This window comes from Mesorhizobium sp. C268A (assembly GCF_040324475.1).
Taxonomy (GTDB): domain Bacteria; phylum Pseudomonadota; class Alphaproteobacteria; order Rhizobiales; family Rhizobiaceae; genus Mesorhizobium.
The window spans coordinates 3,707,494-3,731,840 of the sequence record NZ_JAMYVX010000001.1 but is presented as its reverse complement, the minus strand read 5'-3'; the positions used below and the strand labels follow the sequence as shown (position 1 = coordinate 3,731,840).

22 protein-coding genes and 1 tRNA gene are annotated in these 24,347 nt (G+C 64.1%); 7 read left to right on the top strand and 16 right to left on the bottom strand.

Annotation, left to right across the window (positions count from 1 at the left end):
- Together NKL06_RS18165 and NKL06_RS18160 are read left to right on the top strand one after the other, a co-directional pair.
- Positions 1-1,068 carry an ABC transporter ATP-binding protein gene (locus tag NKL06_RS18165; protein WP_023693223.1) on the top strand — a complete coding sequence of 356 codons (1,068 nt, stop codon included), beginning with the start codon at positions 1-3 and terminating at the stop codon, positions 1,066-1,068.
- 30 nt (positions 1,069-1,098) lie between these two features.
- Positions 1,099-1,980 (top strand): MurR/RpiR family transcriptional regulator, encoded by an 882-nt coding sequence (locus tag NKL06_RS18160; protein ID WP_023681445.1) that lies wholly within the window; start codon positions 1,099-1,101, stop codon positions 1,978-1,980.
- Between the two features lie 3 nt (positions 1,981-1,983).
- Here NKL06_RS18160 and NKL06_RS18155 read toward each other — a convergent pair whose 3' ends face one another.
- A complete protein-coding gene (locus NKL06_RS18155; protein WP_023693224.1) occupies positions 1,984-2,298 on the bottom strand; it encodes a DUF167 family protein in 315 nt (104 codons plus the stop codon).
- Positions 2,299-2,311: 13 nt separating this feature from the next.
- On the bottom strand, positions 2,312-2,602 hold the full coding sequence (locus tag NKL06_RS18150) for a YggT family protein (RefSeq protein WP_023668602.1): 291 nt from the start codon (positions 2,600-2,602) through the stop codon (positions 2,312-2,314).
- 148 nt (positions 2,603-2,750) lie between these two features.
- On the opposite strand from NKL06_RS18150, the gene NKL06_RS18145 reads away from it, so the two are divergent.
- Positions 2,751-2,826: transfer RNA gene (locus tag NKL06_RS18145), tRNA-Ala, on the top strand.
- A 47-nt stretch (positions 2,827-2,873) separates the two neighbouring features.
- On the opposite strand, the gene NKL06_RS18140 is transcribed toward NKL06_RS18145, so the two are convergent.
- Together NKL06_RS18140 and NKL06_RS18135 are read right to left on the bottom strand one after the other, a co-directional pair.
- A complete protein-coding gene (locus NKL06_RS18140) occupies positions 2,874-4,835 on the bottom strand; it encodes an acyltransferase family protein (protein WP_081725477.1) in 1,962 nt (653 codons plus the stop codon).
- 104 nt (positions 4,836-4,939) lie between these two features.
- Positions 4,940-5,548, bottom strand: coding sequence for a TetR/AcrR family transcriptional regulator (locus NKL06_RS18135; RefSeq protein ID WP_023693226.1), 609 nt, complete (start codon positions 5,546-5,548; stop codon positions 4,940-4,942).
- Positions 5,549-5,655: 107 nt separating this feature from the next.
- On the opposite strand from NKL06_RS18135, the gene NKL06_RS18130 reads away from it, so the two are divergent.
- The 3 genes from NKL06_RS18130 (at position 5,656) to NKL06_RS18120 (ending at position 10,273) form a co-directional block, all read left to right on the top strand.
- The gene (locus NKL06_RS18130; RefSeq protein ID WP_023693227.1) at positions 5,656-6,342 is read left to right on the top strand and encodes a PspA/IM30 family protein; all 687 of its coding nucleotides are present in this window, start codon (positions 5,656-5,658) and stop codon (positions 6,340-6,342) included.
- A 126-nt stretch (positions 6,343-6,468) separates the two neighbouring features.
- Positions 6,469-6,756, top strand: coding sequence for a YiaA/YiaB family inner membrane protein (locus NKL06_RS18125; protein ID WP_023668598.1), 288 nt, complete (start codon positions 6,469-6,471; stop codon positions 6,754-6,756).
- A gap of 91 nt (positions 6,757-6,847) precedes the next feature.
- Positions 6,848-10,273 carry an acyl-[ACP]--phospholipid O-acyltransferase gene (locus NKL06_RS18120; RefSeq protein ID WP_023693228.1) on the top strand — a complete coding sequence of 1,142 codons (3,426 nt, stop codon included), beginning with the start codon at positions 6,848-6,850 and terminating at the stop codon, positions 10,271-10,273.
- Between the two features lie 48 nt (positions 10,274-10,321).
- Here the strand turns inward: NKL06_RS18120 and NKL06_RS18115 are convergent, their stop codons facing one another.
- The 12 genes from NKL06_RS18115 to exbB all read right to left on the bottom strand — a co-directional run bounded on the left by NKL06_RS18115 (position 10,322) and on the right by exbB (position 23,326).
- Positions 10,322-11,533: a hypothetical protein gene (locus NKL06_RS18115; protein WP_023693229.1), complete on the bottom strand. Its 1,212-nt coding sequence runs from the start codon at positions 11,531-11,533 to the stop codon at positions 10,322-10,324.
- A gap of 49 nt (positions 11,534-11,582) precedes the next feature.
- Positions 11,583-12,533 carry a hypothetical protein gene (locus tag NKL06_RS18110; RefSeq protein WP_031208500.1) on the bottom strand — a complete coding sequence of 317 codons (951 nt, stop codon included), beginning with the start codon at positions 12,531-12,533 and terminating at the stop codon, positions 11,583-11,585.
- Positions 12,534-12,661: 128 nt separating this feature from the next.
- Positions 12,662-14,443, bottom strand: a complete 1,782-nt coding sequence (locus NKL06_RS18105; protein ID WP_023693231.1) for an ABC transporter ATP-binding protein — start codon at positions 14,441-14,443, stop codon at positions 12,662-12,664.
- Between the two features lie 187 nt (positions 14,444-14,630).
- On the bottom strand, positions 14,631-15,575 hold the full coding sequence (locus NKL06_RS18100; RefSeq protein ID WP_023693232.1) for an acetamidase/formamidase family protein: 945 nt from the start codon (positions 15,573-15,575) through the stop codon (positions 14,631-14,633).
- Positions 15,565-17,160 (bottom strand): ABC transporter substrate-binding protein, encoded by a 1,596-nt coding sequence (locus NKL06_RS18095; protein WP_502903789.1) that lies wholly within the window; start codon positions 17,158-17,160, stop codon positions 15,565-15,567. The genes NKL06_RS18100 and NKL06_RS18095 overlap by 11 nt, the downstream gene beginning before the upstream one ends.
- 76 nt (positions 17,161-17,236) lie before the next feature.
- Positions 17,237-18,157, bottom strand: a complete 921-nt coding sequence (locus NKL06_RS18090) for an ABC transporter permease (RefSeq protein WP_023693234.1) — start codon at positions 18,155-18,157, stop codon at positions 17,237-17,239.
- Positions 18,158-18,170: 13 nt separating this feature from the next.
- Entirely contained in the window at positions 18,171-19,073 is a 903-nt protein-coding gene (locus NKL06_RS18085; RefSeq protein ID WP_023693235.1) for an ABC transporter permease, read from the bottom strand.
- Positions 19,051-19,650 carry an ANTAR domain-containing response regulator gene (locus NKL06_RS18080; RefSeq protein ID WP_023693236.1) on the bottom strand — a complete coding sequence of 200 codons (600 nt, stop codon included), beginning with the start codon at positions 19,648-19,650 and terminating at the stop codon, positions 19,051-19,053. The genes NKL06_RS18085 and NKL06_RS18080 overlap by 23 nt, the downstream gene beginning before the upstream one ends.
- On the bottom strand, positions 19,647-20,741 hold the full coding sequence (locus NKL06_RS18075; protein WP_023693237.1) for a transporter substrate-binding protein: 1,095 nt from the start codon (positions 20,739-20,741) through the stop codon (positions 19,647-19,649). The genes NKL06_RS18080 and NKL06_RS18075 overlap by 4 nt, the downstream gene beginning before the upstream one ends.
- Positions 20,742-20,912: 171 nt before the next feature.
- Entirely contained in the window at positions 20,913-21,875 is a 963-nt protein-coding gene (locus tag NKL06_RS18070) for an energy transducer TonB (protein WP_352580692.1), read from the bottom strand.
- The gene (gene exbD, locus NKL06_RS18065; protein WP_023693240.1) at positions 21,872-22,330 is read right to left on the bottom strand and encodes a TonB system transport protein ExbD; all 459 of its coding nucleotides are present in this window, start codon (positions 22,328-22,330) and stop codon (positions 21,872-21,874) included. Before exbD ends, NKL06_RS18070 begins: the two co-directional genes overlap by 4 nt.
- Positions 22,331-22,336: 6 nt before the next feature.
- Positions 22,337-23,326 carry a tonB-system energizer ExbB gene (gene exbB, locus NKL06_RS18060; protein ID WP_352580690.1) on the bottom strand — a complete coding sequence of 330 codons (990 nt, stop codon included), beginning with the start codon at positions 23,324-23,326 and terminating at the stop codon, positions 22,337-22,339.
- A gap of 344 nt (positions 23,327-23,670) precedes the next feature.
- Here exbB and NKL06_RS18055 point away from each other — a divergent pair, with 344 nt between their 5' ends.
- Positions 23,671-24,339: a cysteine hydrolase family protein gene (locus tag NKL06_RS18055; protein ID WP_023694452.1), complete on the top strand. Its 669-nt coding sequence runs from the start codon at positions 23,671-23,673 to the stop codon at positions 24,337-24,339.
- Positions 24,340-24,347: the final 8 nt, after the last annotated feature.

Below are 24,347 nucleotides of genomic sequence, written 5' to 3'. Positions count from 1 at the left end.
ATGACCGATGTCGAGTTCCGCGACCTGTCGAAATCCTTCGGACGCCATAAGATCCTCGAAAACATCAGCCTCGACATCAAGAGCGGCGAGTTCGTCGTGCTGGTCGGCCCTTCCGGCTGCGGCAAGTCGACCTTGCTGCGCATGCTGGCCGGGCTGGAGCCGATCACCTCAGGCGACCTCTTGATCGGCGGCGTGCGCGCCAACGATTTGCCGCCACAGCAGCGTAACATCGCGATGGTCTTCCAGTCCTACGCGCTGTTTCCGCACCTGAAAGCGGCCGACAATATCGGCTTTGGCCCAAAGATCCGCGGCGAAAGCCGCACGGCAATAGACGCCAAGGTGAAAAAGGCCTCTGGCGTCCTCAACCTGTTCTCCTATCTCGACCGCTATCCCCGGGAGTTGTCGGGCGGCCAGCGCCAGCGCGTCGCCATGGGCCGCGCCATCGTGCGCGAACCCTCGGTGTTCCTGTTCGACGAACCGCTCAGCAATCTCGACGCGCAATTGCGCGTGCAGATGCGCACCGAGATCAAGGCGCTGCACCAGCGGCTGAAATCGACCATCGTCTACGTCACCCACGACCAGATCGAGGCCATGACCATGGCCGACCGCATCGTGGTGATGGACCACGGCAAGATCCAGCAGGTCGGCGCACCGCTGGAACTCTACGACCGTCCCGCCAACAAATTCGTCGCCTCATTCATCGGCTCGCCGTCGATGAGTTTTGTCTCCGGCGCCCTGAAGACGACGCCCGAGAAAAGCTGGTTCGAATCGGCCGGCGGAGGGCGACTGGCGCTCGGCAGCAAGACGGTGCCGGCTGGCAGCACGGTCGAGGCCGGCATACGGCCCGAACACTTCGTCATCGGCGAGGCTGTCGACGCGATGGCGATCAAGGTCGATGTCGTCGAGCCGACCGGCTCGGAAACCCATGTCTATGGCGCCATCGGCGCTGACACGGTGCGCGCCGTATTCCGCGACCGGGTTCAGGTCAAGCCCGGCGAAATGCTGCCGGTCTCCGTCGCGCCGGGCAACATTCATCTGTTCGACACGGCAACAGGCCTGCCGCTATGAAGGCAGCGCTATGAAGACGAAACCTCTGAAATGAAAACGCCGGCCGACATCATCACGCGCCTGCAGCTGATGTCGCAGGACGGCACCAAATCGGACCGCCGCCTGGCCGGCCTCGTGCTGACCGATCTCGACTTCGCCTCCAAGGCGGCAATCTCCGAGATTGCCGCGCGCGTCGGCGTCAGCGAGCCGACAGTCACCCGCTTCTGCCGCAATCTCGGCTGCGAGGGTCTGCGCGACTTCAAATTCTACCTGGCGCAGGCGATTGCCATTGGCGGCCAGTATTTATCGCCCGAACCGCTGAACCGGGACGCGCGCGAGCAGCGCATTGCGTCGGCCATCACCGAAGCGGCAATCGCCGCCATCCAGCGCGCCAGCGAAAACCTCGACATGAAGACGCTGGTGGGCGTGGCCGCGCGCATCGTCAGTTCGGGCAATGTGCTGTGCATCGGCTCCGGTGGCATTTCCTCGATGATGGCGACCGAGATGCAGAACCGGCTGTTTAGGCTGGGCGTGCCGGTGCTGGCGCAGATCGACGGGCAGTTGCAGCGCATGTATGCCGCGGTCGCCACATCGGAGACGACGTTGATCGCGTTCTCGGTGTCCGGCTATGCGCGATCGGTCATCGACGCCGTGCAGGTCGCCCAGCAATATGGCGCCACCACCATCGCCGTAACCCCGCCGGAATCAGCGCTCGCCAAGGCCGCCGATACCGTCATCCAGTTCCAGTCGCTGGAGGACGGCAACATCTACAAGCCGACCTCGTCGCGCTATGCTCTGCTGTCGATCGTCGACATGATCGTCACCTCCGTGGCCGAGACGCGCGGACCCAGGGTTCTCGAAAACCTGCGCCGCATCAAGCAGAGCGTGAACACGCTGAAGGTCGACGATCCGAAGCTGCCGCTGGGGGACTGAGGATTATTCGGCGGCCAGTGCCTCGATGCTCTTCACCAGCGTCGATGGTTCGCCAACCACACGCACCGTCTTCAGCCGCGCCGTGCCGCCTGCAATGACCGACACGACCGATGCCGGAACGCCCAGCGCCTTGGCCACCAGCCGTTCCAGCGCCGCATTGGCCGCGCCATTCTCCGGCACGGCGCGCACGCGCGCCTTCAAATGGCTGCGCCCGTCGGCCGATACCTCGGCGCCTTCGAGCCTGTCCACCGAAGACTTCGGCGTCAGCCGGATAAACAGGTCGATGCCGTCAGCGCGCAAGCGGAATGGCGCGTTCATGCCATCGTCGGGTTCACAGGACCAGCGGCGCTATCGTGGTGAGAATGAGCTGCCTGAGGAAGAACAGGAGCAGAAGCAGGATGATCGGCGAGATGTCGACGCCGCCAAGGTCGGGCATGAACCGACGGATTGGACGCAGCGCCGGCTCGGTCAGCCGGTAGAGCATGTTGCCGATGCTGCCGACGAACTGATTGCGCGAGTTGACGACGTTGAACGCATAGAGCCAGGAAAAGATCGCCGAGGCGATGATGACCCACCAGTACAGGTCCAGCGCCATGACGATTGTTTGAATGAGGGCTAGCATGCCGGTCTCCGATTGTTGCCGACATGTAGCCATTGAGCGCGAAACCGGCAAGGGCCGGTCGCCTACAAGCATCGGGCACAAGGGATTTCGGCAAAACCCCGCCTTGACAGGAAACCGCAGCCTTCGATAAATGCGCCATCCGCTGGACGGGGCTGTAGCTCAGCTGGGAGAGCGCGTCGTTCGCAATGACGAGGTCAGGAGTTCGATCCTCCTCAGCTCCACCAGCGGAATTTTCCTGCCTGTCGACACATCTGAGTTCCGAGACGTCTCGTCAAAGCCCCGCCTTCGCTGCGAGATAGGGCGCCAGGGCAAGCGAGTAGCTGGCGGTCAGATGATGACTGTCCCGCCAGACGATGATGTTGCCGACAACTGCCGGGCATAGTTGCGGCCCGCAAATGGCATCGAGCATATCGATGGCGCGCACATTTTTCTGTCCTTCCGCGGCCAGCGCCAACACGTTGCTCCGCTCAATATCGCTCAGTTTGGTGACGCATTTCGTTGGGGTCGAACTCAGGCATTCGCCCGGGTCGAATTTCATATAGGGCGTGTTGCGGATGGCAACGATTTGCGAGCCGGCGTCCGTCAGCCCGCCCCAGAGACTTCGCAGCCCCTCGATCATCACGTCTTGCTGAACCGCTCCGTAATTGGACTGGCTGGTGAAGATCAGATCCGGTTTCAGCTTTAGGATCTCGGCCAGCACCTTTTCGTGCCACTCCGCGCACAAGACGTTGGGTTTGCCATCCGCCGTGATGGCCACGCGGGTGAATGGGCAGGCGGATTTTGTAAAGGTCACCAGTTTGAAGTTGCGGTCCTTTGCGATCTTGTCCAGAGCCGGCACCCACTGGGCTGCATGAGAATCTCCCACCAGAACCATTGTTTTCGCACCCGTGGGATCGCCTAGAGAGCATCGTTTGGGCTCCGAGCTTTCCTCCTGGTGGCACTTCCTTGCATACACGACCGGCACGTCGCGCCTCAGCCGGGCCAGCGGCGGCAGAAGGTTCATACCGTCCGGGACCACGGCGCCTGAGACGAGAGCGGCGGGCCCAGGGTAGGAAGGCGTGCCGATCAGCGCGGTGTCGATGCGTTCGGTCTTCAGAAAGAGCAGCAGGCTGCCGGATGCGGCCACGCATGTGAGAACTGCCGCGGTGCCGTATCCCAGCGGCTTCCACCAGGCGCCGCCCCGAGCTTGCCGGTAGCGCTGCTCAACATATCGATAGGACAGATCCGATAGAAACAGGGTCGCCGCAATCAGGCCGAAACCGCCGGCAAGGGTCAGCGAATGACCCTGCGCCTGGCAGATGGTGATCAGCGGCCAATGCCATAGATAGACCGAGTAGGAGCGATCGCCGATGAAACGAAGTGGCAACGAATCGAGCCCACGAAACCGGCCGACTTCAACCTCGCCAGCCAGGATGACCAGCACTGTGGCCAAGGTCGGCAACAACGCACTGACGCCGGGAAATGGAGTTGCAGCGGAAAACAGCAAGGCGGACGCAACGATGCCCAGGATACCGGCGATCGCCAGCCACTGTCTAGTGAGTGCCGCCAGTCGAAACTGGTGTTCGGTCAGCACCAGCAGACCACCCAGCGCCAATTCCCACAGGCGGGTATGGCTGACGAAATAGGCCTGGGCCGGATCCGTCGCCGTCAAAACGACAGAGGCAACAAGTGATGCCGCGAAAATGAGCGACAACGCCCCGATCAGGCAGGCCCTCAGCGGAAGGTCACGGCGGCGCGCCAGCCAGATCACGCCGATCATCACCAACGGCCAGACGATGTAGAACTGCTCTTCGATGGAAAGCGACCAGTAGTGTTGCACCGGGCTCGGCAAGGTGTCGGCCTCGAGATAGCTGACCGCAATCGAGGCCAGCCGCCAGTTCTCGACATAAAGAGCGCTCGCCACGATCTGGTTGCCTATTTCCTCCCAGCGCGCCTTTGAGATGAAAAGCAGCGTGCCCAGCAATGCCACCAGCAGCACCAGGGTTGCTGCCGGCAACAACCGTCGCACCCGTCGCGAGTAGAATTCGATCAGTGAAATCCGGCCGTGGCGCAACGCCATCTGCGCCAGCAGGCCGGTGATCAGATAGCCCGAGATGACGAAAAAGACGTCGACGCCGACATAGCCGCCGGGCAGCACAGCCGGCCACAGGTGATAGACCACGACAAGCGCGACGGCCAGTCCGCGCAACCCCTGTATTTCGGGCCGAAACCGGCGGTCTTGATCGATTGTCACCGGGTATCCCCCAACAGTCTCAGCCGGCCTGGATCAACCGGCCAGTCCCCGCCACGATCTTCATAAGGGCAGAGTGCCTTGAGGCAAGAGCCGATCGCAGCAGTTCATTCCCTTTCCGTCTCCAGCCCGCTCACCAGCGTGTCGACGAAACCTAGCAGCTCACCTTCGAGATCAGTCGGCGCCAGGCCGATGAAACGGTCTTCGAGCGAGATGGCGACGATCCCATGCACGGCGGAGAACAGCGTGCGCGCGCGGGCCAAAAGCTCCGGCGTTGCCGCCGCCGGGAGCAGCGCCGCCAGCGGCTCGACCAGATGCTGGATCAGCACGGCATGTTCGGCCAGATGCCATCCGGGCACCGCCACGCCTGGCGCCATGCGATGCTCGAACAGCGCCTTCCACGCCATGCGATTGCCGCGGGCGAAGCCGAGATAGGCCTTGGCCAGTGCCTTCAGCTTGGCCCTTGGCTCGGCGGCGGCGGTCGCCTCCTGTTCCAACGCCGCCCCAAGTCTTGCCAGCGTGATCGAATTGACGTGCAGGATGAGCTCGTCGAGGTCGGCGAAGGCGGTGTAAAGCGCGCCGAGCGCGCAGCCGGCATCGGCCGTGATGTCGCGTGCGCGCAGCCCGGCGAGGCCCGAGGACTGGATGCGCGCTTGTGCGGCCTCGATCAGCCTGCCTTTGAGATCCTCGCGTTTGGCGTCTCGTTTTGCGGCCATTAACCTTCCTTATGCGCAAGTCATGAACAAGGTTCATTTTCTTCTTGAACGCCGTTCACAATGTGCTACGTTGCGTCATGAACAACGTTCATAGGGGAGAAACGGAAATGTTGAAACAGTTTTTTGCTCTCGTTCGCGGCCGAAGCTACGAAGCCGCCGAGGCGATCGTCGACCGCAACGCGCTGATAATCCTGCGCCAGCAGATCCGCGATTGCGCCGACGCTATCGCGGCCGCCCGCCGGGCGGTTGCAATTGCCATCGCCCAGAATGAACAGGAAGTCGCGCAGTACAAGAAGCTTGTCCTCCGCATCGACGATTTGGAGAAGCGCACGATCGCCGCGATCGAGCAGGGACAGAATGAACTGGCCCGCGAAGCCGCCGAAACCATCGCCATGCTGGAAGCCGAACGCGACGCCTCCGCCGAGGCGCAGAAAAGCTTCGGCACCGAGATTGAGCGTCTCAGGCGGATTATTCGCGCCTCCGAAATGCGCCTGCGCGAATTGCAGCGCGGCCAGCGCATCGTTGCCGCGGTCGACTCGACCCAGCGCCTGCGAGAAAGCGCGCCCGGCTCCAGCCTGTCGGCACTCAGGGACGCAGAGGAGACGCTGCTGCGCCTGCGCACCAGGCAGAAGCAGATCGACGCCACCGCGGCCGCCATGACCGAGATGGAACAGTCGGGCGATCCTGCCGCGGTCTCAGAGAAGCTTGCGGCCGCCGGCTGCGGTGCGCCGCTGAGAAGCAGCGCCGACGCCGTGCTCGAACGGCTCACGAAGACCATGACCAAGCCGGCCTGATCGTACCCGGCCTGATTGTTATCCAGTCTGATTGTATCCAGCCTGATTGTATCCAGCCTGATTGTATCCAGCCTGAAACAGACCCACGCCCAACCAACCTAACCTTGAAACGAAAGGACCATATCGATGACCCCGAACACCTATTCCCCCAAGGACTCAAGCGCCTGGAAGACCTTCACCATGGCCAGTTTCGCCGTTGCCGCCACAATGATGGCCGGCGGCATCTACTTCATGGAGGCGAGCTTCGCCGCCAAGGGGTTTTATGCGATGGCCGCCATCATGCTCGTGCACACCTCGATCACCATCACCAAGACGCTGCGCGACTCGGAAGAGGCAAGCCGCTTCATCAACCGGCTGGAAGACGCCAAGACCGAGAAGTTGCTGATGGAAGTCAGCCGCAGTAACGAAGTGTAACCGGGTTCCCGCTAAACAAGGCTCAACGCGCAAGACCGCTGATCAATCCAGCCAGGATTTTAATCGGTCTTGCCCAATGGAAGTCGCCGCTATGGAAATCGCCCCGATCAACCGACCGACAGCTCATCTGATGACGTCCAGGCGCTTTGCGCCCTTGTTCTGGACGCAGTTCCTGTCCGCCTTCAACGATAATTTCCTCAAGAACACGCTGGTGTTCCTTATTCTGTTCACGCTGGCGGCGGACCAGGCGGCATCACTGGTCACCTTGGCGGGCGCCGTCTTCATGGCCCCCTTCCTGCTCCTGTCGGCGCTCGGCGGCGAGCTCGCCGACCGCTTCGACAAGGCTCTCATAGCCAAGCGTCTGAAATTCGCCGAGATCGCCGCGGCGGGTGTCTCCGTCGTCGGCATCGCCCTGTCGTCCATTCCCGTGCTGATGACGGCGCTGTTGATGTTCGGCGTTATCTCGGCGCTGTTCGGACCGATCAAATACGGAATCCTGCCCGATCACCTCGAACGCAAGGAACTGCCCAAGGCCAACGCCTGGATCGAGTCAGCCACGTTTGCCGCGATTCTCGGCGGCACCATAGCCGGCGGCGTCGTTTCCGCCGATGGCATCGGCGTCGCGGTGTTCGGACCGATCATGATGGCGCTCGCCGTCGGTTGCTGGCTCGTCAGCCGCTATATCCCGTCCACCGGTTCGGCGGCGCCCGACCTTGTCATCGACAAGAACATCTTCCGCTCGACCTGGCGCCGGGTCGCCGAATTGCGCACCGACACGCGCATCTGGCGCGCCGGCCTGATGACGTCGTGGTTCTGGCTGATCGGCGCCATCGTGCTCTCGCTCCTGCCGGTCCTGATCAAGGATTCGCTCGGCGGCAACGAAATGGCCGTCACCGTCTACCTCGCCGTGTTCGCCGTCTCGATCGCCATCGGTTCGGCCATCGCCGCCTGGATGTCGCAGGGCCGCATCGTGCTGTTGCCGGCACCGGTCGGCACGGCGCTGCTCGCCCTGTTCGGCCTGCATCTCGCCTGGACCATCTCCGGCATGACGCCGTCGCCCCAGGCGGAAACCATTGGCGCATTCTTCGCCGGCCCAAACACGATCCGCGTCGCCATCGACCTCGCCGGCATGGCCATTGCAGCCGCTTTCCTGGTGGTGCCGACCTTCGCCGCCGTGCAGGCCTGGTCGCCCGAAGCGCGGCGCGCCCGGGTCGTCGCCGCCGTCAGTATCGTCAATGCCGGTTTCATGACTGGCGGCGGCATCATCATGGCCCTGATCCAGACGAAGGTCTCGACCGGCGGCATCCTGTTCGGCCTCGTCGCGGCCAATGCGATTGCCGCCTGGCTGATGCTGAAATATTTGCCGACGAACCCCTTCCGTGACTTCGTCTCCATCCTGTTCCGCGCTTTCCTGCGCCTCGAAGTCGAGGGTATGGAAAACCTCAAGGCGGCCGGCAAGGCGCCGATCCTGGCGCTCAACCATGTCAGCTTCCTCGACGGTCCGCTCGCCTTGACGCTGACCGATGAGGAGCCGGTCTTCGCCATCGACTACACCATTGCCCAGGCCTGGTGGATGAAGCCGTTCATGAAACTTGCCCGCGCTTTGCCGCTCAACCCGGCCAAGCCGATGTCGACCCGCACGCTGATCAAGATCGTGCAGGGCGGCGATCCGCTGGTGATCTTCCCGGAGGGACGCATCACCGTGACCGGCGGCCTGATGAAGGTCTATGACGGCGCCGCCATGGTTGCCGACAAGACCGGCTCGATGGTTGTGCCGGTGCGCATCGACGGGCTGGAGAAGACCTACTTCTCGCGGTTGAGCTCGCAGCATGTGCGCCGCCGCCTGTTCCCGAAGGTCAAGGTGACCATTCTGGAACCGGTCAAGCTCGAGGTGCCGCAAGAGCTGAAGGGCCGCAAGCGCCGCGCCGCGGCGGGTTCCGCGCTCTACCAGGTGATGTCGGATCTCGTTTTCCGCACCCAGGACATCGACAAGACCGTACTGGAAAAGATCATCGAGACGGCGAACGAACGCGGCATGAATCAGCTCGCAGTTCAGGATCCGGTCACCGGTTCTCTCAGCTACAGCAAGCTGCTCACGGCTGCCGCCGTGCTTGGTGAGAAGTTCCAGAACCTTTATGCCGACCAGCAGACGCTGGGCATCATGCTGCCCAACGCCAACGGCTCTTGCGCGACGCTGCTCGGCGTCATGTCCGCCGGCAAGGTTCCGGCGATGATGAACTTCACCGCAGGTGCTGCCAATATTCTGTCCGCCTGCAAGGCCGCCGAAGTCCGCACCGTGCTGACGTCCCGCGCGTTCGTCGAACAGGCAAAGCTCGGCGCTGTAGTCGAGGAACTCGGTCGCTCGGTCGACATCGTGTGGCTCGACGATCTCAGAAAGACCATCAGTCTCAAGGATAAGCTGCTCGGCTTGCTGCGCAAGTCGACGCCGCGCGCGAAACGCAAGCCCGGCGATGCGGCGGTGATCTTGTTCACCTCGGGTTCGGAAGGCACGCCGAAGGGCGTCGTTCTGACCCACCGCAACATCCTGGCCAACGCCGCCCAGGCGGCGTCGCGTATCGACTTCCATTCGGGCGACAAGGTGTTCAACGTGCTGCCGATCTTCCACTCCTTCGGCATGACCGCGGGCACGGTGCTGCCGTTGATCTCCGGCGTGCCGGTCTATTTCTACCCCTCGCCGCTGCACTACCGCCTCGTGCCGGAACTGATCTACGGCTCGAACGCGACGATCATCTTCGGCACCGACACCTTCCTCTCCGGCTATGCCCGCACCGCGCACCCCTACGACTTCCGCTCGATACGCTATTGTTTTGCCGGCGCGGAGCCGGTCAAGACAGCGACGCGCATGACCTATATGGAGAAGTTCGGCGTCCGCATACTCGAGGGCTATGGCGTCACCGAGACGGCGCCGGTGATCTCCATCAACACGCCGATGTACAATCGCTCTGGAACCGTCGGCAAGATCATGCCCGGCATGGAATACCGCCTCGGTCCGGTCCCCGGCGTCGACGAAGGCGGCCGGCTGTTCGTGCGCGGCCCCAATGTCATGGCCGGTTATCTCCGGGCCGAGAAGCCCGGCGTGCTCGAACCGCTGGAGGACGGCTGGCATGATACGGGCGACGTCGTCGCTATCGACGAAGGCGGCTTCATCACCATTCGCGGCCGCGCCAAGCGCTTCGCCAAGATCGGCGGCGAGATGATCTCGCTCGCCGCTGTCGAAGCGCTGGCCGGCGAATTGTGGAAGGGCTCGCTGTCGGCGGTCGCCACGGTGCCCGACGCGCGCAAGGGCGAAAAGCTGATCCTCATCACTGAGGCATCCGGCGCCACACGAGCGGAATTCCTCGCCTACGCCAAGGCCAACGGCGCCATGGACCTGATGGTCCCGGCCGAAGTGCGGGTGGTCTCAAAGGTACCGGTCCTTGGCTCCGGCAAGCTCGACTTCGCCGCCGTGACAAAAATGGTGCGCGACGAAGAAGCCTCGAAGACCAAGGCCGCCTGACCCGGCTACGGCAACGGGCCGACGCAAGAGCCGGCCCGTTCAGTATGATCAACCCTTCGCATGCCGCTGCGAGATCAGCATCGCCATGCGCTGGACTGCCCGCAGCTCTATTTCCACGCCCGGCGACGATGCCAGCGCCGGCATGTTGAGCGCCACCACGGTCAACGGCTCGAGCGTCGCCAGCAGCACATGGGTCGCCTCAAATTTCTCGAACAGCCAAGCCAGCTGCTCGCGTATATCCTGGTCGACTGGCGCCCCCGGCTGCGTATCGGCGAGCGAGCGCACGGGCTCCTGCTCTAGTGCACGGGCCAGCACCTTCAGGTCGAAATCACCGAGGTCGGCTGCCGGCAGGATCAGCGCACCGTCGACAAGAATATGGCTCTGCAGGCCGCGCAGGAAGCGCGCCGAATCGGTGAGGTCGCCCTCGGCCATATGCTTCAGCAACGAGTCGCGGCGCTTCTCCGCGGTGAGGCTGACGCTGTCATTGTAGATGACTGCCAGCAGCGTCGCCGAAAGCACGATCACCACGCCCTGCACACTGCCGCGCCAGCCGAGATCGTCGATGCCGCCCAGCGCCAGCCCGGCGAAAACCGAGCTCAGCGTAATCACGGTAAAGGCGCCGATCGTGTCGCGATGGCCGAGGCTCGCGCGTCCAAGGCCGATCGTCAGCCAACACAGGAACAGGATGGCGATGCCGCCAAGCCGAACCGGCACTTCGAACAGGCCGGGCCGGTAGTCGGTGACCATGAACGGAATGATCAACAGCAGCGACAGCGCCATGCGCTCGACCGTGCGGTTTTCGGCCGCCGACAGGCTGTCGCGATCGCGCGTCATCACCAGCCAGCCGATGGCGAGAAAACCTCCGAACTGGAAGGCAAGTAGTACCGCCATCCGCCATGGCTCGGCAAAGCGTTCCGGGATCGGCGCCAGCAGTAGAAACAGCAGGGCGCCGCCGGCGGCAAAGAACTTTAGCGCAAACGGCGCATGCCGGCGCAACAGCCCCTCGGTCAGCAGCAGTGCGGCCAGCGGCAGCAGGCCCGCCGCCGCGATGGTGACGAAGCGGAAGAGTGCGAGGCCGGTAGTCCAGTCGAGGATGCGGCAGGCGAGCAGAACCGTCAGCACCCGCAAACCGAACAGAAAACGCCGCGACAGCGGATCGCCGGTGTCGCGCCCGCCGACGACCGATATCACGATCAGCAGCCCGAACAGCGCCGCCAGCGAGGTGATGGTGTCGGCCACGAGCGTGTCGTCGAGGTTCATCGGTCAGCGCCCATCAGCTCACACCCAGGCATCATCACGGATGAAGCCATCAGCGTGTCCATGGTCTAAGCACATTCCATTGGCGGCTGCTATCCGCCCAGTGTACCACCGGCAAAACCAGCCGCTGCAGCGTGGCCACCGCACCTGCTACCGCAAGGGCGGCAAGCGAGCCGCGCGGAACCGCGTCGGCGAGATAGGTGCGCGCGGACTGGAAACTCATCTGGCCGATCTGCAGCACATCGTCGCCGCGCCCGTAGTCGAGTTCCTTGCGGCAGAACTCGTTAAAGGTCTCCTCGCGGTGCTTGGCCGCCTCATCGAAGGTTTTCTTCAGATCGTCCGAGCCGCCCGTATAGGCATTGGTGATGACGAAACGCTCTTCGTCGAAACCCGCTTCGGGGCCGACGCCGAAGACATGGCGGTGCCGCGCCATGATCTGCCGCGCCAGAAGCACATGGGTCAGCGAGCGCCGCGCGCCGGCATGCGGTCCGGGAAACACATTGCTGAACGCCTCCGCGACCATGCCGACGACCGCCGGCACCTGGCTGACGTTGGAGATCCAGATCGGCCTGAACTGGTTGCGCAAAAACATCAGGAAGCAGGTCAGGCCGTAGAGGATCCAGCTGAGACCGCGGCTGCGCTCGTCCGGATCGATCATGACCAGACCGAGGTGCAAGACTTCATAGGGCTTGCCGGCCAGCGAAATCTCCATCAGCGCCAGCGCGTTGAAGGCGATCGGCCGCCCGTCGCTGCGGCGATAGACGATGGTGATGATGGAATGTTCCAGCCGGCTGCGGTCACCGGAAAACACACCGTAGGTCAGGCTGCCGACTTTCAGCGTCTTCGACGCCACCAGCCGCAGATCGCTGCTCAACTGCTCCAGCTCGGCCGCCTTCATCCAGCGCCCGGGCCGCTCCACGACACGCGTCTCGTAGTCGGCGGACACGCGCATGCGCACATCCATGAACCGACCCGGCAGCAGCTGCAGAACCGCCTTGAGCACTATTTTTCCCCGTGGCAAGAACTCCGACCGTATAGTGGCCGCCGTCCACCTAAGACGCGGTAAACCCGAGACGGCAGTTCTTGGTTGTACTCAACAAAGTAAAAGAACAGCTGCCAGCCAGTGCGGGCTCAGCTTTCCGCAGCAACCAGATGGCCGCCGCCGACATCGTTCAGCGCCAGCTTCAGCGGCGCCTCCCCGATCCTGCGGGTGGCGCTCGGGATTTCCTGGTCGAGGCGCGCGAAGCGCGTTCTGCGCTGCGCCGGATCGGGCACCGGCACCGCTTCGATCAGCCGCCTCGTATAGGGATGGAGCGGGTTGGAAAACACCTGGTCGCGCGTGCCCATTTCGACGATCTGGCCGAGATACATGACGGCGACGCGGTCGGAAATGTTCTCGACCACCGCCATGTCGTGCGAGATGAAGAGATAGGCGACGCCGAATTCGCGCTGCAATTCCTTCAGCAAATCGAGCACACGCGCCTGCACCGAGACGTCGAGCGCGGAGACGCTTTCGTCAGCGATGATCAGTTTTGGTCGTAGCGCCAGCGCTCGGGCGATGCAGACGCGCTGGCGCTGGCCACCGGAGAATTCGTGCGGGTAAAGCTCCATCTGTTCGGCCGACAGGCCGACACGCTCGAACAGCGCCGCCACCCGTTCCCGGCGCTCGTCCTTCGAAGCGATGCCATGGATCACCAGCGGCTCGGCAACGAGGTCGCCGACGCGCATGCGCGGATCGAGCGAGGCGAAGGGATCCTGGAAAATCATCTGGACGTCACGGCGCACCGCCTTGCGTTCGTCGCGGCCAAGACCGGAGAGATTGCGCCCGCCAATGACGATGTCGCCGCTATAGGGCGCCAGTCCGGCCAGCGCCTTGGCGGTGGTCGACTTGCCGCAGCCGGATTCGCCGACCAGAGCGAGCGTTTCGTTGGGCGCGATCGAGAAGCTGACGCCCTCGACGGCGTGGACGCGGCGGGTGACCTGGCCAAAGATGCCGCCACGCAGATCGAAGCGGACATGCAGGTCGTTGACCTCGGCGACATTGGCCGGCTCCAAGACGTCAATCGCATCCCTGGATTTCTGTCGACCGACACCACTGCCGATGCGCGGCACGGCAGCCAGCAGTTCGCGCGTATAGTCGGCCTGCGGGCGGGCAAAAATATCCGATGTCGTGCCTTCTTCGACCATGCGGCCGTCGCGCATGACGATGACCCGGTCGGCCATTTCGGCAACCACGCCCATATCGTGGGTGATCAGGATGACGCTGGTGCCATGCTGGCGCTGCAGGTCGCGCAACAGCTCCAGCACTTCGCCTTGCACGGTGACGTCGAGCGCCGTCGTCGGCTCATCGGCGATCAGCACGTCGGGCTCGAGCGCCAGCGCCATGGCGATCATCACCCGCTGGCGCATGCCGCCGGAGAGTTCGTGCGGAAACTGCTTTAGCCGGCTTTCCGCCTCCGAAATGCGCACCGCCTTCAACGCCTCGATCGCGCGCTGGCGGGCTTGCGCCGACGACAGGCTGGTATGCGCTTCGATGGATTCGGTCAGTTGCCGGCCGATCGACAGCACCGGATTGAGCGAGGTCATCGGCTCCTGGAAGATCATGGCGATGCGGTCGCCGCGAATGCGCCGCATCTGGCGTTCGTCGAGGGTTGCTAGGTCGGTGTCGCCCCGATTCCCATCCCGAAGACGGATCATGCCTGACGATATGCGCGCCGCCGGCTGCGGCAAAAGCTGCATGATCGCCAGCGCGGTCATCGACTTGCCGGAGCCGGATTCGCCGGCAATGCAGAGCGTCTCGCCGCGCGCCAGCGTCAGCGACAGGTTGGAGACGACATCGCGCTCGCCGTCCTCGCCGCGCACGCTGACGGAGAGGTTGGCGATGGAGAGGACGGGGGTGTCGGCGAGGGTCATTGTGGGTGGAGCCCTGCGACGGATTGGTTCCGTCGCACCATTCGCACAAACCTTGGCGCTGACCCCCACCCGGACGTCCGGTCCGACCTCCCCACAAGGGGGAGGTAGGGCGGCAGCGCTTTACCCTCCCCCTTATGGGGAGGGTCGCTGCGAAGCAGCGGGGTGGGGGTGCGGCGCCGACGTACCGTCATTCAAACACGCAACGCGGAAAATAGAACGACACCACCCAGTTCGGCATGTCGACGATCTCGCTGATGCGCAGGTCCCCGCACACCGAGGCCAGCATATAGGCCTCGACCGGATCGATCTGATACCGCCCAGCAAGCAGATCGACCATCTGCGCCACCGCCTCCTTGGCGCCGGTCATCAGGTCCGGCCCGATACCCGTCGTCACCTCATAGCCCTTGGCGTCGAGATGGCGCGTCACCGGACCGGCGGTGGTGAAGCGCGGCGTCTTCAGCCTGGCGTCCTTGACAAGGTCGAGCTTGAGCACGACGTCCATCGGGCTCTCGATCGCCGTGCCGCAGACCTCGCCATCGCCTTGTGCGGCGTGCGTATCGCCGACCGAGAACAGCGCGCCGGCCACCTCAACCGGCAGATAGAGCGTCGTGCCGGCAGCGAGATCGCGGATGTCGAGATTGCCGCCGACCCGCCGTGGCGGCACCACCGAGTGAAGCCCCATCTCAGCCGGCGCATTGCCGATGGTGCCGGCGAACGGCTTCAGTGGTACGCGCGCGTTTTTCCCGAACAGCGCCGGTTCGAGCGCGGCTGCATCGTATTTCCAGATGTTCAGCGCCGGTTCCGTGAAGTCGTCGGCGAGCAGGCCGAAACCCGGAATGTTCGCCGTCCAGCCGAAGCCGGACGGTTTGAACATCTCGATCGTCACCTTGAGCGCGTCACCCGGCTCGGCGCCCTCGACGAAGATCGGCCCGGTCACCGGGTTGACCCCGGCGAAGTCGAGCTTGGCGATTTCGGCAACCGTGCTGTCGGCGTTCAGCTGGCCGCCGGCGGCATCGAGGCACTGGAACTCGATGGTCGCGCCGGGCGCCACCCGCTCGGCCGGGACAAAGGAATTGTCCCAGCCGAAATGGTGGTGGCGCCCATGGATGGTGTAGTCGCAGTTATTGCACATCTTTTACGTACACATTGTCGTAGTTGATCGGGATATGGACCGGGTCGACATAGAGGTTGTCGGCGCCGCCCATGCGCGCGGATTTCATGGTGAAGCGCTGTTCGTTGAAGACCGGCGCCCAGGGCGCGTCTTCCATCACCTTGTCGTAGATGGCGCTCCACATCTTGTCGCGTTCGCCGGCCTTTGCCGGGTCGACCACCGAATCCGCCTCGGCCGCCTTGGCGTCGAGATCCTTGTTGCAATACCACGACCAGTTCCAGCCGCCGGGCACCGCGCCGGCGCAGCCGAGGATCGGGCCGTAGAAATTCGACGGATCGGGGAAGTCGGCGATCCAGGCCATGCCGCCCGACCAGATCATCGGCGCGCCGGCCTTGTCACCGCCGGCGGCGATGACATTGGCCTGCGCCAGCGACTGGATGCTGGCCTTGATGCCGATCGCCGCCAGGTCCTGCTGGATCGCTTGGGCAATGCGCGGGTTGGGATCGGTGTTCATGGCGAACAGCTGCGTGTCGAAACCATCGGCATGACCGGCCTCGGCCAGCAGCGCCTTGGCTTTGGCTACGTCATAGGGATAACCCTTGTATTCCTTGTCGTAGCCCGGCATCGACGGCGGCAGCGGCTGGTTGGCCGGCACGGCGCGGCCGTTGATGATCTGGATGATGCGCGCCTTGTTGAGCGCCATGTTGACGGCCTGACGCACCTTAACATTGTCGAACGGCGCCATGGTGGTGTTCATGGTGACGTAGCCGGTGTGCAGCTGACCGCCTTCGACGACACGCGCCTTCTGCTCGGGATCGGCCATCACCTCCTGGAACTTGGCCGGCGGAATGCCGTCGCCGGGAACATCGATCTCGCCCTTCTGCAAGCGCAGCAGCGCCACGATCGGCTCCTGGCCGATCTCGAAGGTGATCTTGTCGAGATGCGGCAGGCCCTTGTGCCAATAGTCCGCATTGCGCTCGAAGACGATGCGCTGTCCCAGCGTCCACTCGGCGAGCTTGAAGGCGCCGGTGCCGACCGGATGCTTGCCGAAATCGGCGCCATATTTCTCGACCTCTTCCTTCGGCACGACATGGGCGAAATTGATGGCCATGACATGCAGGAAGGTGGCGTCGGGCCGGGTCAGTTCGAACTTGACCGTGTAGGGGTCGACGACGGTGACACCGGACAGGCCTTCGGCCTTGCCGGCGGCGACATCGTCATAGCCCTTGATCGAGCCGAAGAAGCCGGCGCCGGGGCTCTGCGTCTTCGGATTGGTGACGCGGTCGAGCGAATATTTCACGTCGTCGGCCGTCATCTCGCGGCCATTGTGGAATTTCACGCCATGGCGCAGCTTGAAGGTGAAGGTCTGGCCGTCGGGCGAAATCTCGTAGCTTTCTGCCAGATCGGGCTTCAAATTGGTGGTGCCCGGCTCGTAATCCATCAGCCCATCGAACAGGCTCTTGATCATCGACCAGTTCTGCCAGTCATAGCCGATCGCCGGATCGAGGGTCGCAACATCGTCCTTGTAGGTGATGGTGATGGCGCCGCCTTGCTTGGCGTTGGGATCGACCGTGTCTTCGGCGCGGACGCTTGTCATGCCGAGCATGAGGGCCAAGGCCGATGCCGCGACTGTGGATGCGAGAAACTTTTTCATTGTTGTGTTCCCTTTCTCTGTTTCATTTTCATCTGAGCTTGATGCGGGGATCGATGAACGGCGCGATGATGTCGGCGAGCAGATTGCCGAGCACGATGGCGAAGGCCGAGACCAGCGTGACGCCCATGATGATCGGAATGTCGACGCGCTGGATCGCCTGCCACGCCAGCTGACCGATACCCGGCCAGCCGAACACGCTTTCGACGACGACGATGCCGCCCATGAAGATGCCGATGTCGATGCCGATCATGGCGATGACCGGCAGGATGGCATTCGGCAGTGCGTGGCGGAATATGATGGCGCTGCGCGCCAGGCCCTTGGCCCGCGCCGTGCGGACATAATCCTGGCGCAGGACGTCAATCATCGACGAGCGCATCATGCGCGCGTACCAGCCGGCGCCGAGTATGCCCATGGTCAGCGACGGCAGCACCAGATGGCGCCATGTGCCGTAGCCGCCGATCGGAAACCAGCTTAGCCGCACGGCAAAGACGTAGAGCAGCAACAAGCCGACGACGAATTGCGGCGCCGAGACGCCGACGAAGGAGGCCACCATCAGGGTCTGGTCGGTGGCGGAGCCGCGCTTGACGGCGGCGATCAGCCCCATCGAGAGCCCGATCAGCAATTCGCAAAGGATGGCGCCGACCATCAAAAGCAGGCTGGCCGGCAGCCGCGAGACGATGAGTTCGGTGACCTCCGAGCGCTGGATGTAGGAGCGGCCGAGATCGCCGCTGAGTAGCTTCGTCAGATAGTGCCAGTACTGGACCACGAAAGGCTGGTCGAGGCCGAGTTGCTGGCGGATGTTTTCCACCGTCTGCGGCGTGGCACTGCGGCCGGCGATCTGCCGCACCGGGTCGGCCGGCAAGAGGTAGAGCAGCGCAAAAGTGATCAGCGAGACGCCAAGCAGGATGAGCAGCGACTGGATCAGCCGGCGGCCGAGATAGGCGATCATGACCGGCCCCCCATTATTCCCGGCCCCTTTGCGTCGGATCGAGGATGTCGCGCAACGCGTCGCCGATCAGATTGAAGGCCAGCGCCAACGCGAGGATTGCGGCGCCGGGGAAGAACACCAGCCAGGGCGCGGCCTGGAAATAGGTCTGGTTCTCGAAAATGATGTTGCCCCACGACGCGGTCGGCGGCTGCACACCGATGCCGAGGAAGGAAAGCGTCGCCTCGAGCAGAACCGTGGTCGAGATGCCGAGCGTGCCCCAGACGATGATGGTCGGCAGCAGATGCGGCAGGATGTGGCGAAATAGGATGCGCGGCGCACTCGCCCCGATGCTGCGCTCGGCATCGATGAACTCGCGCTCGGCCAGCGATGAGGTCTCGGTGTAGATGACACGCGCCGTCTGCACCCAGTTGACCAGCGCGATGACCATGGCGACGATCCACAGACTCGGCTGAAACACTGCCGCCAGGCAGATGGCGAGCAGCAGCGCCGGGAACGCCATCATCAGATCGGTGAAGCGCATCAGCGCACTGCCGATCCAGCCGCGGAAATAGCCTGCGGTGACGCCCACCAAAGTGCCGATCAAAAGCGCCACGCCATTGGCGACGATGCCGATGATCAGCGAGGTGCGGGCGCCGTAGAGGATGCGGGTCAAGAGGTCACGTCCGAGCAGGTCGGTGCCGAGCCAATACTGGGCGCTGGGCGGCAGCGGCGAGCCCTCGATGGTCAGGCCGTCGAACATCTGCTCGTTGGGATCGTAGCCGGTCAGCCGGGGCGCCAGCACGGCGCCGGCGACAACAATGGCGACGATGACCAGCCCGAGCAGCGCCAGGCGGCGTTTGACCAGCCGACGCCAGACGCCGGCGCGCGGTTTTGCCGGCATGCGTACCGGGAGATCAGGCGCGATGGGACTGGTCATCGCCGCCTTCCTCATCCGTCATTGCCACGATCCTGCGCGCGGCATCCTCGACGCTGATCTGCCAGCTCATCGCCAGCGATCGCAGTTGTGCATAGGCACGCTCGTCATCGCTGCCTTTCGACAGCGCCGTCACCGCGCGCACAATGGTCTGGCGCTCGGCGACGCGCTGGCGCAGCGACGCTATCTCGCCGGCTAAATGCTTGCGTGCCTCGAAGCTCTGCCTTGCGATCAGCAATGCGCTGTACACACCGGCATTGCCGACCGGCTTCAGCAGCTGCGCATCGGCCTTGTGCGACAGCGCCCATTCGATACGCCCCGGCGCCTCGGAACCGATCAGCGCCACCAGCGGCATCGGCGCCTCACCGGCTTCCCACGGGAACTGCTCGTCGAAACCGAGATCGGCATCGAAGAAGACGAAATCGGCGGCGAGAGCTTCCGGCGGCAATTCCGGCCAGCAGTCGATCGTAGCCAGGCCGATGGCCGACAATTGCCTGGTGATGGCCTGCACCGTCGGATGCGGGCGATGCAGGATGAAAGCCCGCGCGCCGCCGAGATTGGGGATGCGCGTCCGCGTCATGACACCACCCTCAGACGCGGACGGCCGAATGTCTTGGCGGGGTCGTAGCGCGACAGATAGGGATCCGGCGCGACCTCATCCTCCTGGCTGACGACCTCGAAGAAGCCATCGGCGATCCGGCCGATGATCACTGGCAGCGTCGCGTGCTGGGAGTGGGCGTCGATGGCGATCGGCCCGAGCCGGGTGGAGAAGCGCCGCTCGGCGAAGGCCTTGGAAAATTCCGCCGGGCCGGCATCAGTGTTGCGCGACAGCACGTCGGCCATCACCTGCACCGAGGCATAGGCGGAGGCCTCGAAGGACGAAGCGAAGGCAGCCGGCCGGGGCGCGAAATAGGGCCCGACCGACAGATGCCCTTTCCCTGTCTCGCCGATCGCCGGCAACTCGCCTTCCGTGAGGTTGCAGGAGATGACGGGGCAGTTTTCCGGCCTGAATGCCGCATCCTCATCGCCCAACTCGCGGTAAGCCGCCAGGAAGGCATACGACGAGGTGCCGATCAGATTGTTGAGGATGAAGCTCGGCCTCGTCGCCCGGATTTCCGCGATCAACCGCGACACGTCGGTCTCGCCGATGCGCAGATAGCGCTCGCCCAGCACTTTGCCGCCGGCATCCGCGATCAGGTCGCGCGCCACGCGGTTCATCTCCCAGCCCCAAATGTAGTTCGAGCCGAGCAGGAAGCCGTTGGCGCCGAAACGCGGCACGACATGCGCCATCAGCGGAACCAGATGCTGGTTGGGGCAGGCGTGCATGTAGACGACATGCTCGTTGGCCTCGAACCCTTCATAGGGGCAGGCATACCAGAGCATGCCGCCGGCCTTCTCCAGCACCGGGATGGTTTCCTTGCGGCTCCACGAGGTGACGCAACCGACGACATGGCGCGCGCTGCTGGTCCTGAAAATGTCCTCGCACAAAGTCGCGTAGCGATCGGCATTACTTTGCGGATCGCGCTCGACCGGAACCAGTTCGATGCCATAGCTCCGATCGGCATTGATGTCGGCGATGGCGCGCGTGGCGCCCATCCGGCACGCATCGGAGACCAACTGGTAGCTGCCCGAGCGGGAATACAGGATGCCGATCTCGATACGCCGTTTCAAACCGATCCTCAGAAATGACAATGCCCCGCAGCCAGCGCCGGAGGGCGAGGCATACGAGGCATATTTGCCGCCCGGCGACCAAGGCCGGTATTTTGCGCTAGCGTATTCGGTCCGGCGGGTCAGTCAAGCGGGAAAGTACGTGGTCATGGGATCGGCCTTGTCCGGCTGCTTCTAGTTCCGCAGCGTGAACATCAAAGGCGCCACGACAGCCGTACCGGCCTTCTCAGGCGGTGGCGCGGGCACCGTCGCACCCTGCAGAATGCCGAGCGCGGCGCGATCGAGATCGGCGTCCCCCGAAGATCGGGTCAGCCGGACGGAGGTCACCTTGCCCGAAGCGCTGACGACGAAGGTCACATTTGCGGTACCCACGGCGCGCCGCGACCTTGCCGCGCTCGGGTAGCGCTTGTGCCGATTGATCCATCCGATCAGCTGGGAGTTCCATTTGCTTGCACTGACTGATGATCCTCTCGATTGCGAAGCCTTCGGCGCCGACGCCTTCGCCGCTGCCTTTTGATCGACACTGGCGGTCACGACCGCTTTCGCCGGCGCGGCCTTTTCCTTCTTCTCTTTCGGTTTCGGCTTGGGTTTTTCGGCAGCCTTCTTCGCCTTCTCGATCGGCTTGGCCTCCACCGGCTTGGTCTCCACCGGCTTGGTCTGGGGCGGCGGAATGACCACATCCGGCGCTGTGGTCGGGACGATGTCGGGCACCACCTCATCCAGCGGCGGCGATTGATCGGGCTGCTCGGCCGCTGCCGTCTCGATCGGAGCGGTCTTATCGAGTTGAGCCGCTTCCCTCTTCTCGGTGACCGGCTCCGGCTTACCGGGCTCGGGCTCTACGACGGGCTTCAGTTCGGCAACCGCCTCCTCAATCTGGTTCGGCGGCTCGGGCGTCACCACGTCGGCCGCTGAGTCCACCCGCACCGCCGGCGCCACCATCATCGGCGACAGCTCGATAGCCACAGCCGGCGGCGGGCCGCCATCGGCCATGTTGGCCAGGCTGAAGCTCTGCACGGCATAGGCGATCGCGACATGCGCGCCGACAATGACAATGGCCGCAGCCGCCCACAAACCGATCTCGCGCGCGCCGGCGCGCGGCGGGTCGGCGGTGGGAACGGCCGCGGCCAGTTGCGTCATGGGGCGGCGCCCGGGTGCGGCGCGGATGCGTCCGCCGGCACCGTCTCCAGCCCGACCAGCGCGATCTTCAGATAACCGGCGCCGCGCAGCAGGTTCATCACCTCCATCAACTCGCCATAGCCGACCGCCTTGTCGGCACGCAGGAAGATGCGGGTCTGCTTATCGCCCTTGGTTCTGCCGTCTAGCACGGAGGCAAAAGCCTGGCGCGGCACGCTGTCATTGCCGATCGCGAGCGTCAGATCGTCCTTCAGCGTCAGGAACAGCGGCGTTTCCGGCCGCGGCGCCGGTGTCGCGGTCGAACCCGGCAGATCTACATTGACGTCGACTGTCGCCAAGGGGGCAGCGACCATGAAGATGATCAGCAGCACCAGGATGACGTCGATGAACGGGGTGACATTGATCTCGTGGTTTTCTTCGAGATCGCCGTCGATAGTCTCGCGAATTCTAGCCGCCATGGCCCATCACTCCGCCGCCAGCGCGGGCGCCTGCGGCACCGTGCGGAAATCGAGATCGCGGCTGACCAGCCGTTCGACCCCGGCCGAGGCATCGGCAAGAAGCTGCCGGTAGCCGGCTATCGACCGCGCAAAGACGTTGTAGATGACCACTGCGGGAATGGCCGCGACCAGGCCCATCGCCGTGGCGAGCAGCGCCTCGGCGATGCCGGGCGCGACGACCGCGAGGTTGGTGGTCTGCGCCTGCGAGATGCCGATGAAGGCGTTCATGATGCCCCAGACGGTGCCGAACAAGCCCACGAAGGGCGCCGTCGAGCCGATCGTCGCCAGCACGCCGGTGCCGCGCGACACGCGCCGCGCCGCCGCCGCCTCGATGCGCGACAGGCGCGACGTCACGCGTTCCTTCAGCCCGTCGCCGGTAACATGGCCGAGCGCACCGGCCGAAAGGGCAGTCTCTTCCTCGGCCGCCCGCACCAAAAGCGCACCGGGGCCGCCACTGTTGCCAAGCGCGCGCCCGGCCTGGCGCAGCGTGGCGGCATTGCCGATGGCGCGCGCAGCGCGACGGGCGCCGAGCTTGCCGAAGAGAATCTCCAGCGATTTGGCCAGCCACACCGTCCAGGTGACCAGCGAGGCGAAGGCCAACCCGATCATCACCGCCTTGACGATGATGTCGGCGGCCATGAACATGCCCCAGGGCGACAGATCGTGCGGCAGCGTCAGCGATATTGCCGAAGGCTCGGTCTGCGCGGATGCACCGGGCTGGGTTGCCGGCTGTGGCGCGGTCGGCGCCGCCTGCCCGGCAGTTGGCGAAGCCGGCGCGACAGGCGCAGCCGGTGCGGGCCGTTCGACTGCGACCGGGGAAGGCTGGGCCGCCGACCGGGCAGCTGCAGCGGGTTCCGTCGTCACCCTGGGCTGCGTGTTTGGCTGCTCTTGCGCAGTAGCGCTGCCGGCCGACAGCATGACCGCGGCCAGCGCCGCCAACAAACCATTTCTGGACACGCTTCGTCCTCGCTTCGTCATTGCACGTACCGATCGGCTGGTCGGTGACGGGATGCGGGAACACCCCGATCTCGACCCCGAAAACTCCAGCCACGGATTCTGGCTTCTCTCAAACGCGGCACAGCCGCTGGAAACAATTCAGGCGGCCGAGTGCCCCTGCTTGACTATAAAACATGAGTTTAGTAGTCAACAAACAAGATGGCTTTTTTGGCCAACGATTGTGGGCGCGATGTCTCAACGGCACATCGTCCTGGCATCGGTCTACCTGGTGTCGTCGCACTGAGGGATGGACGGCCGCAGGGTTGCTGGGCCACGATACCGGGCAGCAATTGAGGCAGGCTGCGATGATCAAGGCGATACCGTTCGATTTCCCCTATGACGGCCGGCTGGTGCCAGCAAACACCGCGCTGCTGGTCATCGACCTGCAGGAGGATTTCCTTTCGCCGACCGGCTATTTCGCCAGGAAGGGTTATGACCCCGCGCCGCTGCGCGCCATCCTGCCGACAGTCAACCGACTGATATCAGCGGCACGTGCGGCCGGCCTCACCATCATTTACACCAGGCAGGGATATCGCGGCGACATGGCCGACATGACGCCGTACGAGAGATGGCGCCGCAAGCGGGCTGGTCTCGAAGGCACCGACGTGCTGCTGCGCTCCGGCCCCGGCTTTCAGATCGTCGCCGAGATCGACGTCGCGCCGCACGACATCATCGTCGACAAGACCTGCAACAGCGCCTTCACCTATACGGATCTGGAGCTTGTGCTGCGCGCACGCGGCATCACCCATCTGATCTTTTCCGGCTGCACGACCGATGTCTGCGTGCACACGACGCTGCGCGAGGCCTGCGACCGCAATTTCCAGTGCCTGACCATCGCCGATGCCTGCGCCAGTGGCGACCAATACGCGCATGACGCGGCGCTGCATATGGTGACGGTGGAGGACGGGGTATTTGGTACGCTGACGGAATCTGACGCGGTGCTGGTGGCGCTGGCAGTGCTGAGTGGTGATTAGACGCTGGC

Bases quoted from the DNA above. Each gene is read 5' to 3' on its own strand.
- NKL06_RS18105 (WP_023693231.1), bottom strand. From the start codon at position 14,443: ATGACCCTCGCCGACACCCCCGTCCTCTCCATCGCCAACCTCTCCGTC.
- NKL06_RS18120 (WP_023693228.1), top strand. From the start codon at position 6,848: ATGGAAATCGCCCCGATCAACCGACCGACAGCTCATCTGATGACGTCC.
- NKL06_RS18150 (WP_023668602.1), bottom strand. From the start codon at position 2,602: ATGCTAGCCCTCATTCAAACAATCGTCATGGCGCTGGACCTGTACTGG.
- NKL06_RS18130 (WP_023693227.1), top strand. From the start codon at position 5,656: ATGTTGAAACAGTTTTTTGCTCTCGTTCGCGGCCGAAGCTACGAAGCC.
- exbD (WP_023693240.1), bottom strand. From the start codon at position 22,330: ATGGCGGCTAGAATTCGCGAGACTATCGACGGCGATCTCGAAGAAAAC.
- NKL06_RS18155 (WP_023693224.1), bottom strand. From the start codon at position 2,298: ATGAACGCGCCATTCCGCTTGCGCGCTGACGGCATCGACCTGTTTATC.
- NKL06_RS18125 (WP_023668598.1), top strand. From the start codon at position 6,469: ATGACCCCGAACACCTATTCCCCCAAGGACTCAAGCGCCTGGAAGACC.
- NKL06_RS18160 (WP_023681445.1), top strand. From the start codon at position 1,099: ATGAAAACGCCGGCCGACATCATCACGCGCCTGCAGCTGATGTCGCAG.
- NKL06_RS18080 (WP_023693236.1), bottom strand. From the start codon at position 19,650: ATGACGCGGACGCGCATCCCCAATCTCGGCGGCGCGCGGGCTTTCATC.
- NKL06_RS18135 (WP_023693226.1), bottom strand. From the start codon at position 5,548: ATGGCCGCAAAACGAGACGCCAAACGCGAGGATCTCAAAGGCAGGCTG.
- NKL06_RS18090 (WP_023693234.1), bottom strand. From the start codon at position 18,157: ATGATCGCCTATCTCGGCCGCCGGCTGATCCAGTCGCTGCTCATCCTG.
- NKL06_RS18100 (WP_023693232.1), bottom strand. From the start codon at position 15,575: ATGTGCAATAACTGCGACTACACCATCCATGGGCGCCACCACCATTTC.
- NKL06_RS18115 (WP_023693229.1), bottom strand. From the start codon at position 11,533: ATGAACCTCGACGACACGCTCGTGGCCGACACCATCACCTCGCTGGCG.
- NKL06_RS18095 (WP_502903789.1), bottom strand. From the start codon at position 17,160: ATGCTCGGCATGACAAGCGTCCGCGCCGAAGACACGGTCGATCCCAAC.
- NKL06_RS18055 (WP_023694452.1), top strand. From the start codon at position 23,671: ATGATCAAGGCGATACCGTTCGATTTCCCCTATGACGGCCGGCTGGTG.
- NKL06_RS18165 (WP_023693223.1), top strand. From the start codon at position 1: ATGACCGATGTCGAGTTCCGCGACCTGTCGAAATCCTTCGGACGCCAT.
- NKL06_RS18085 (WP_023693235.1), bottom strand. From the start codon at position 19,073: ATGACCAGTCCCATCGCGCCTGATCTCCCGGTACGCATGCCGGCAAAA.
- NKL06_RS18070 (WP_352580692.1), bottom strand. From the start codon at position 21,875: ATGACGCAACTGGCCGCGGCCGTTCCCACCGCCGACCCGCCGCGCGCC.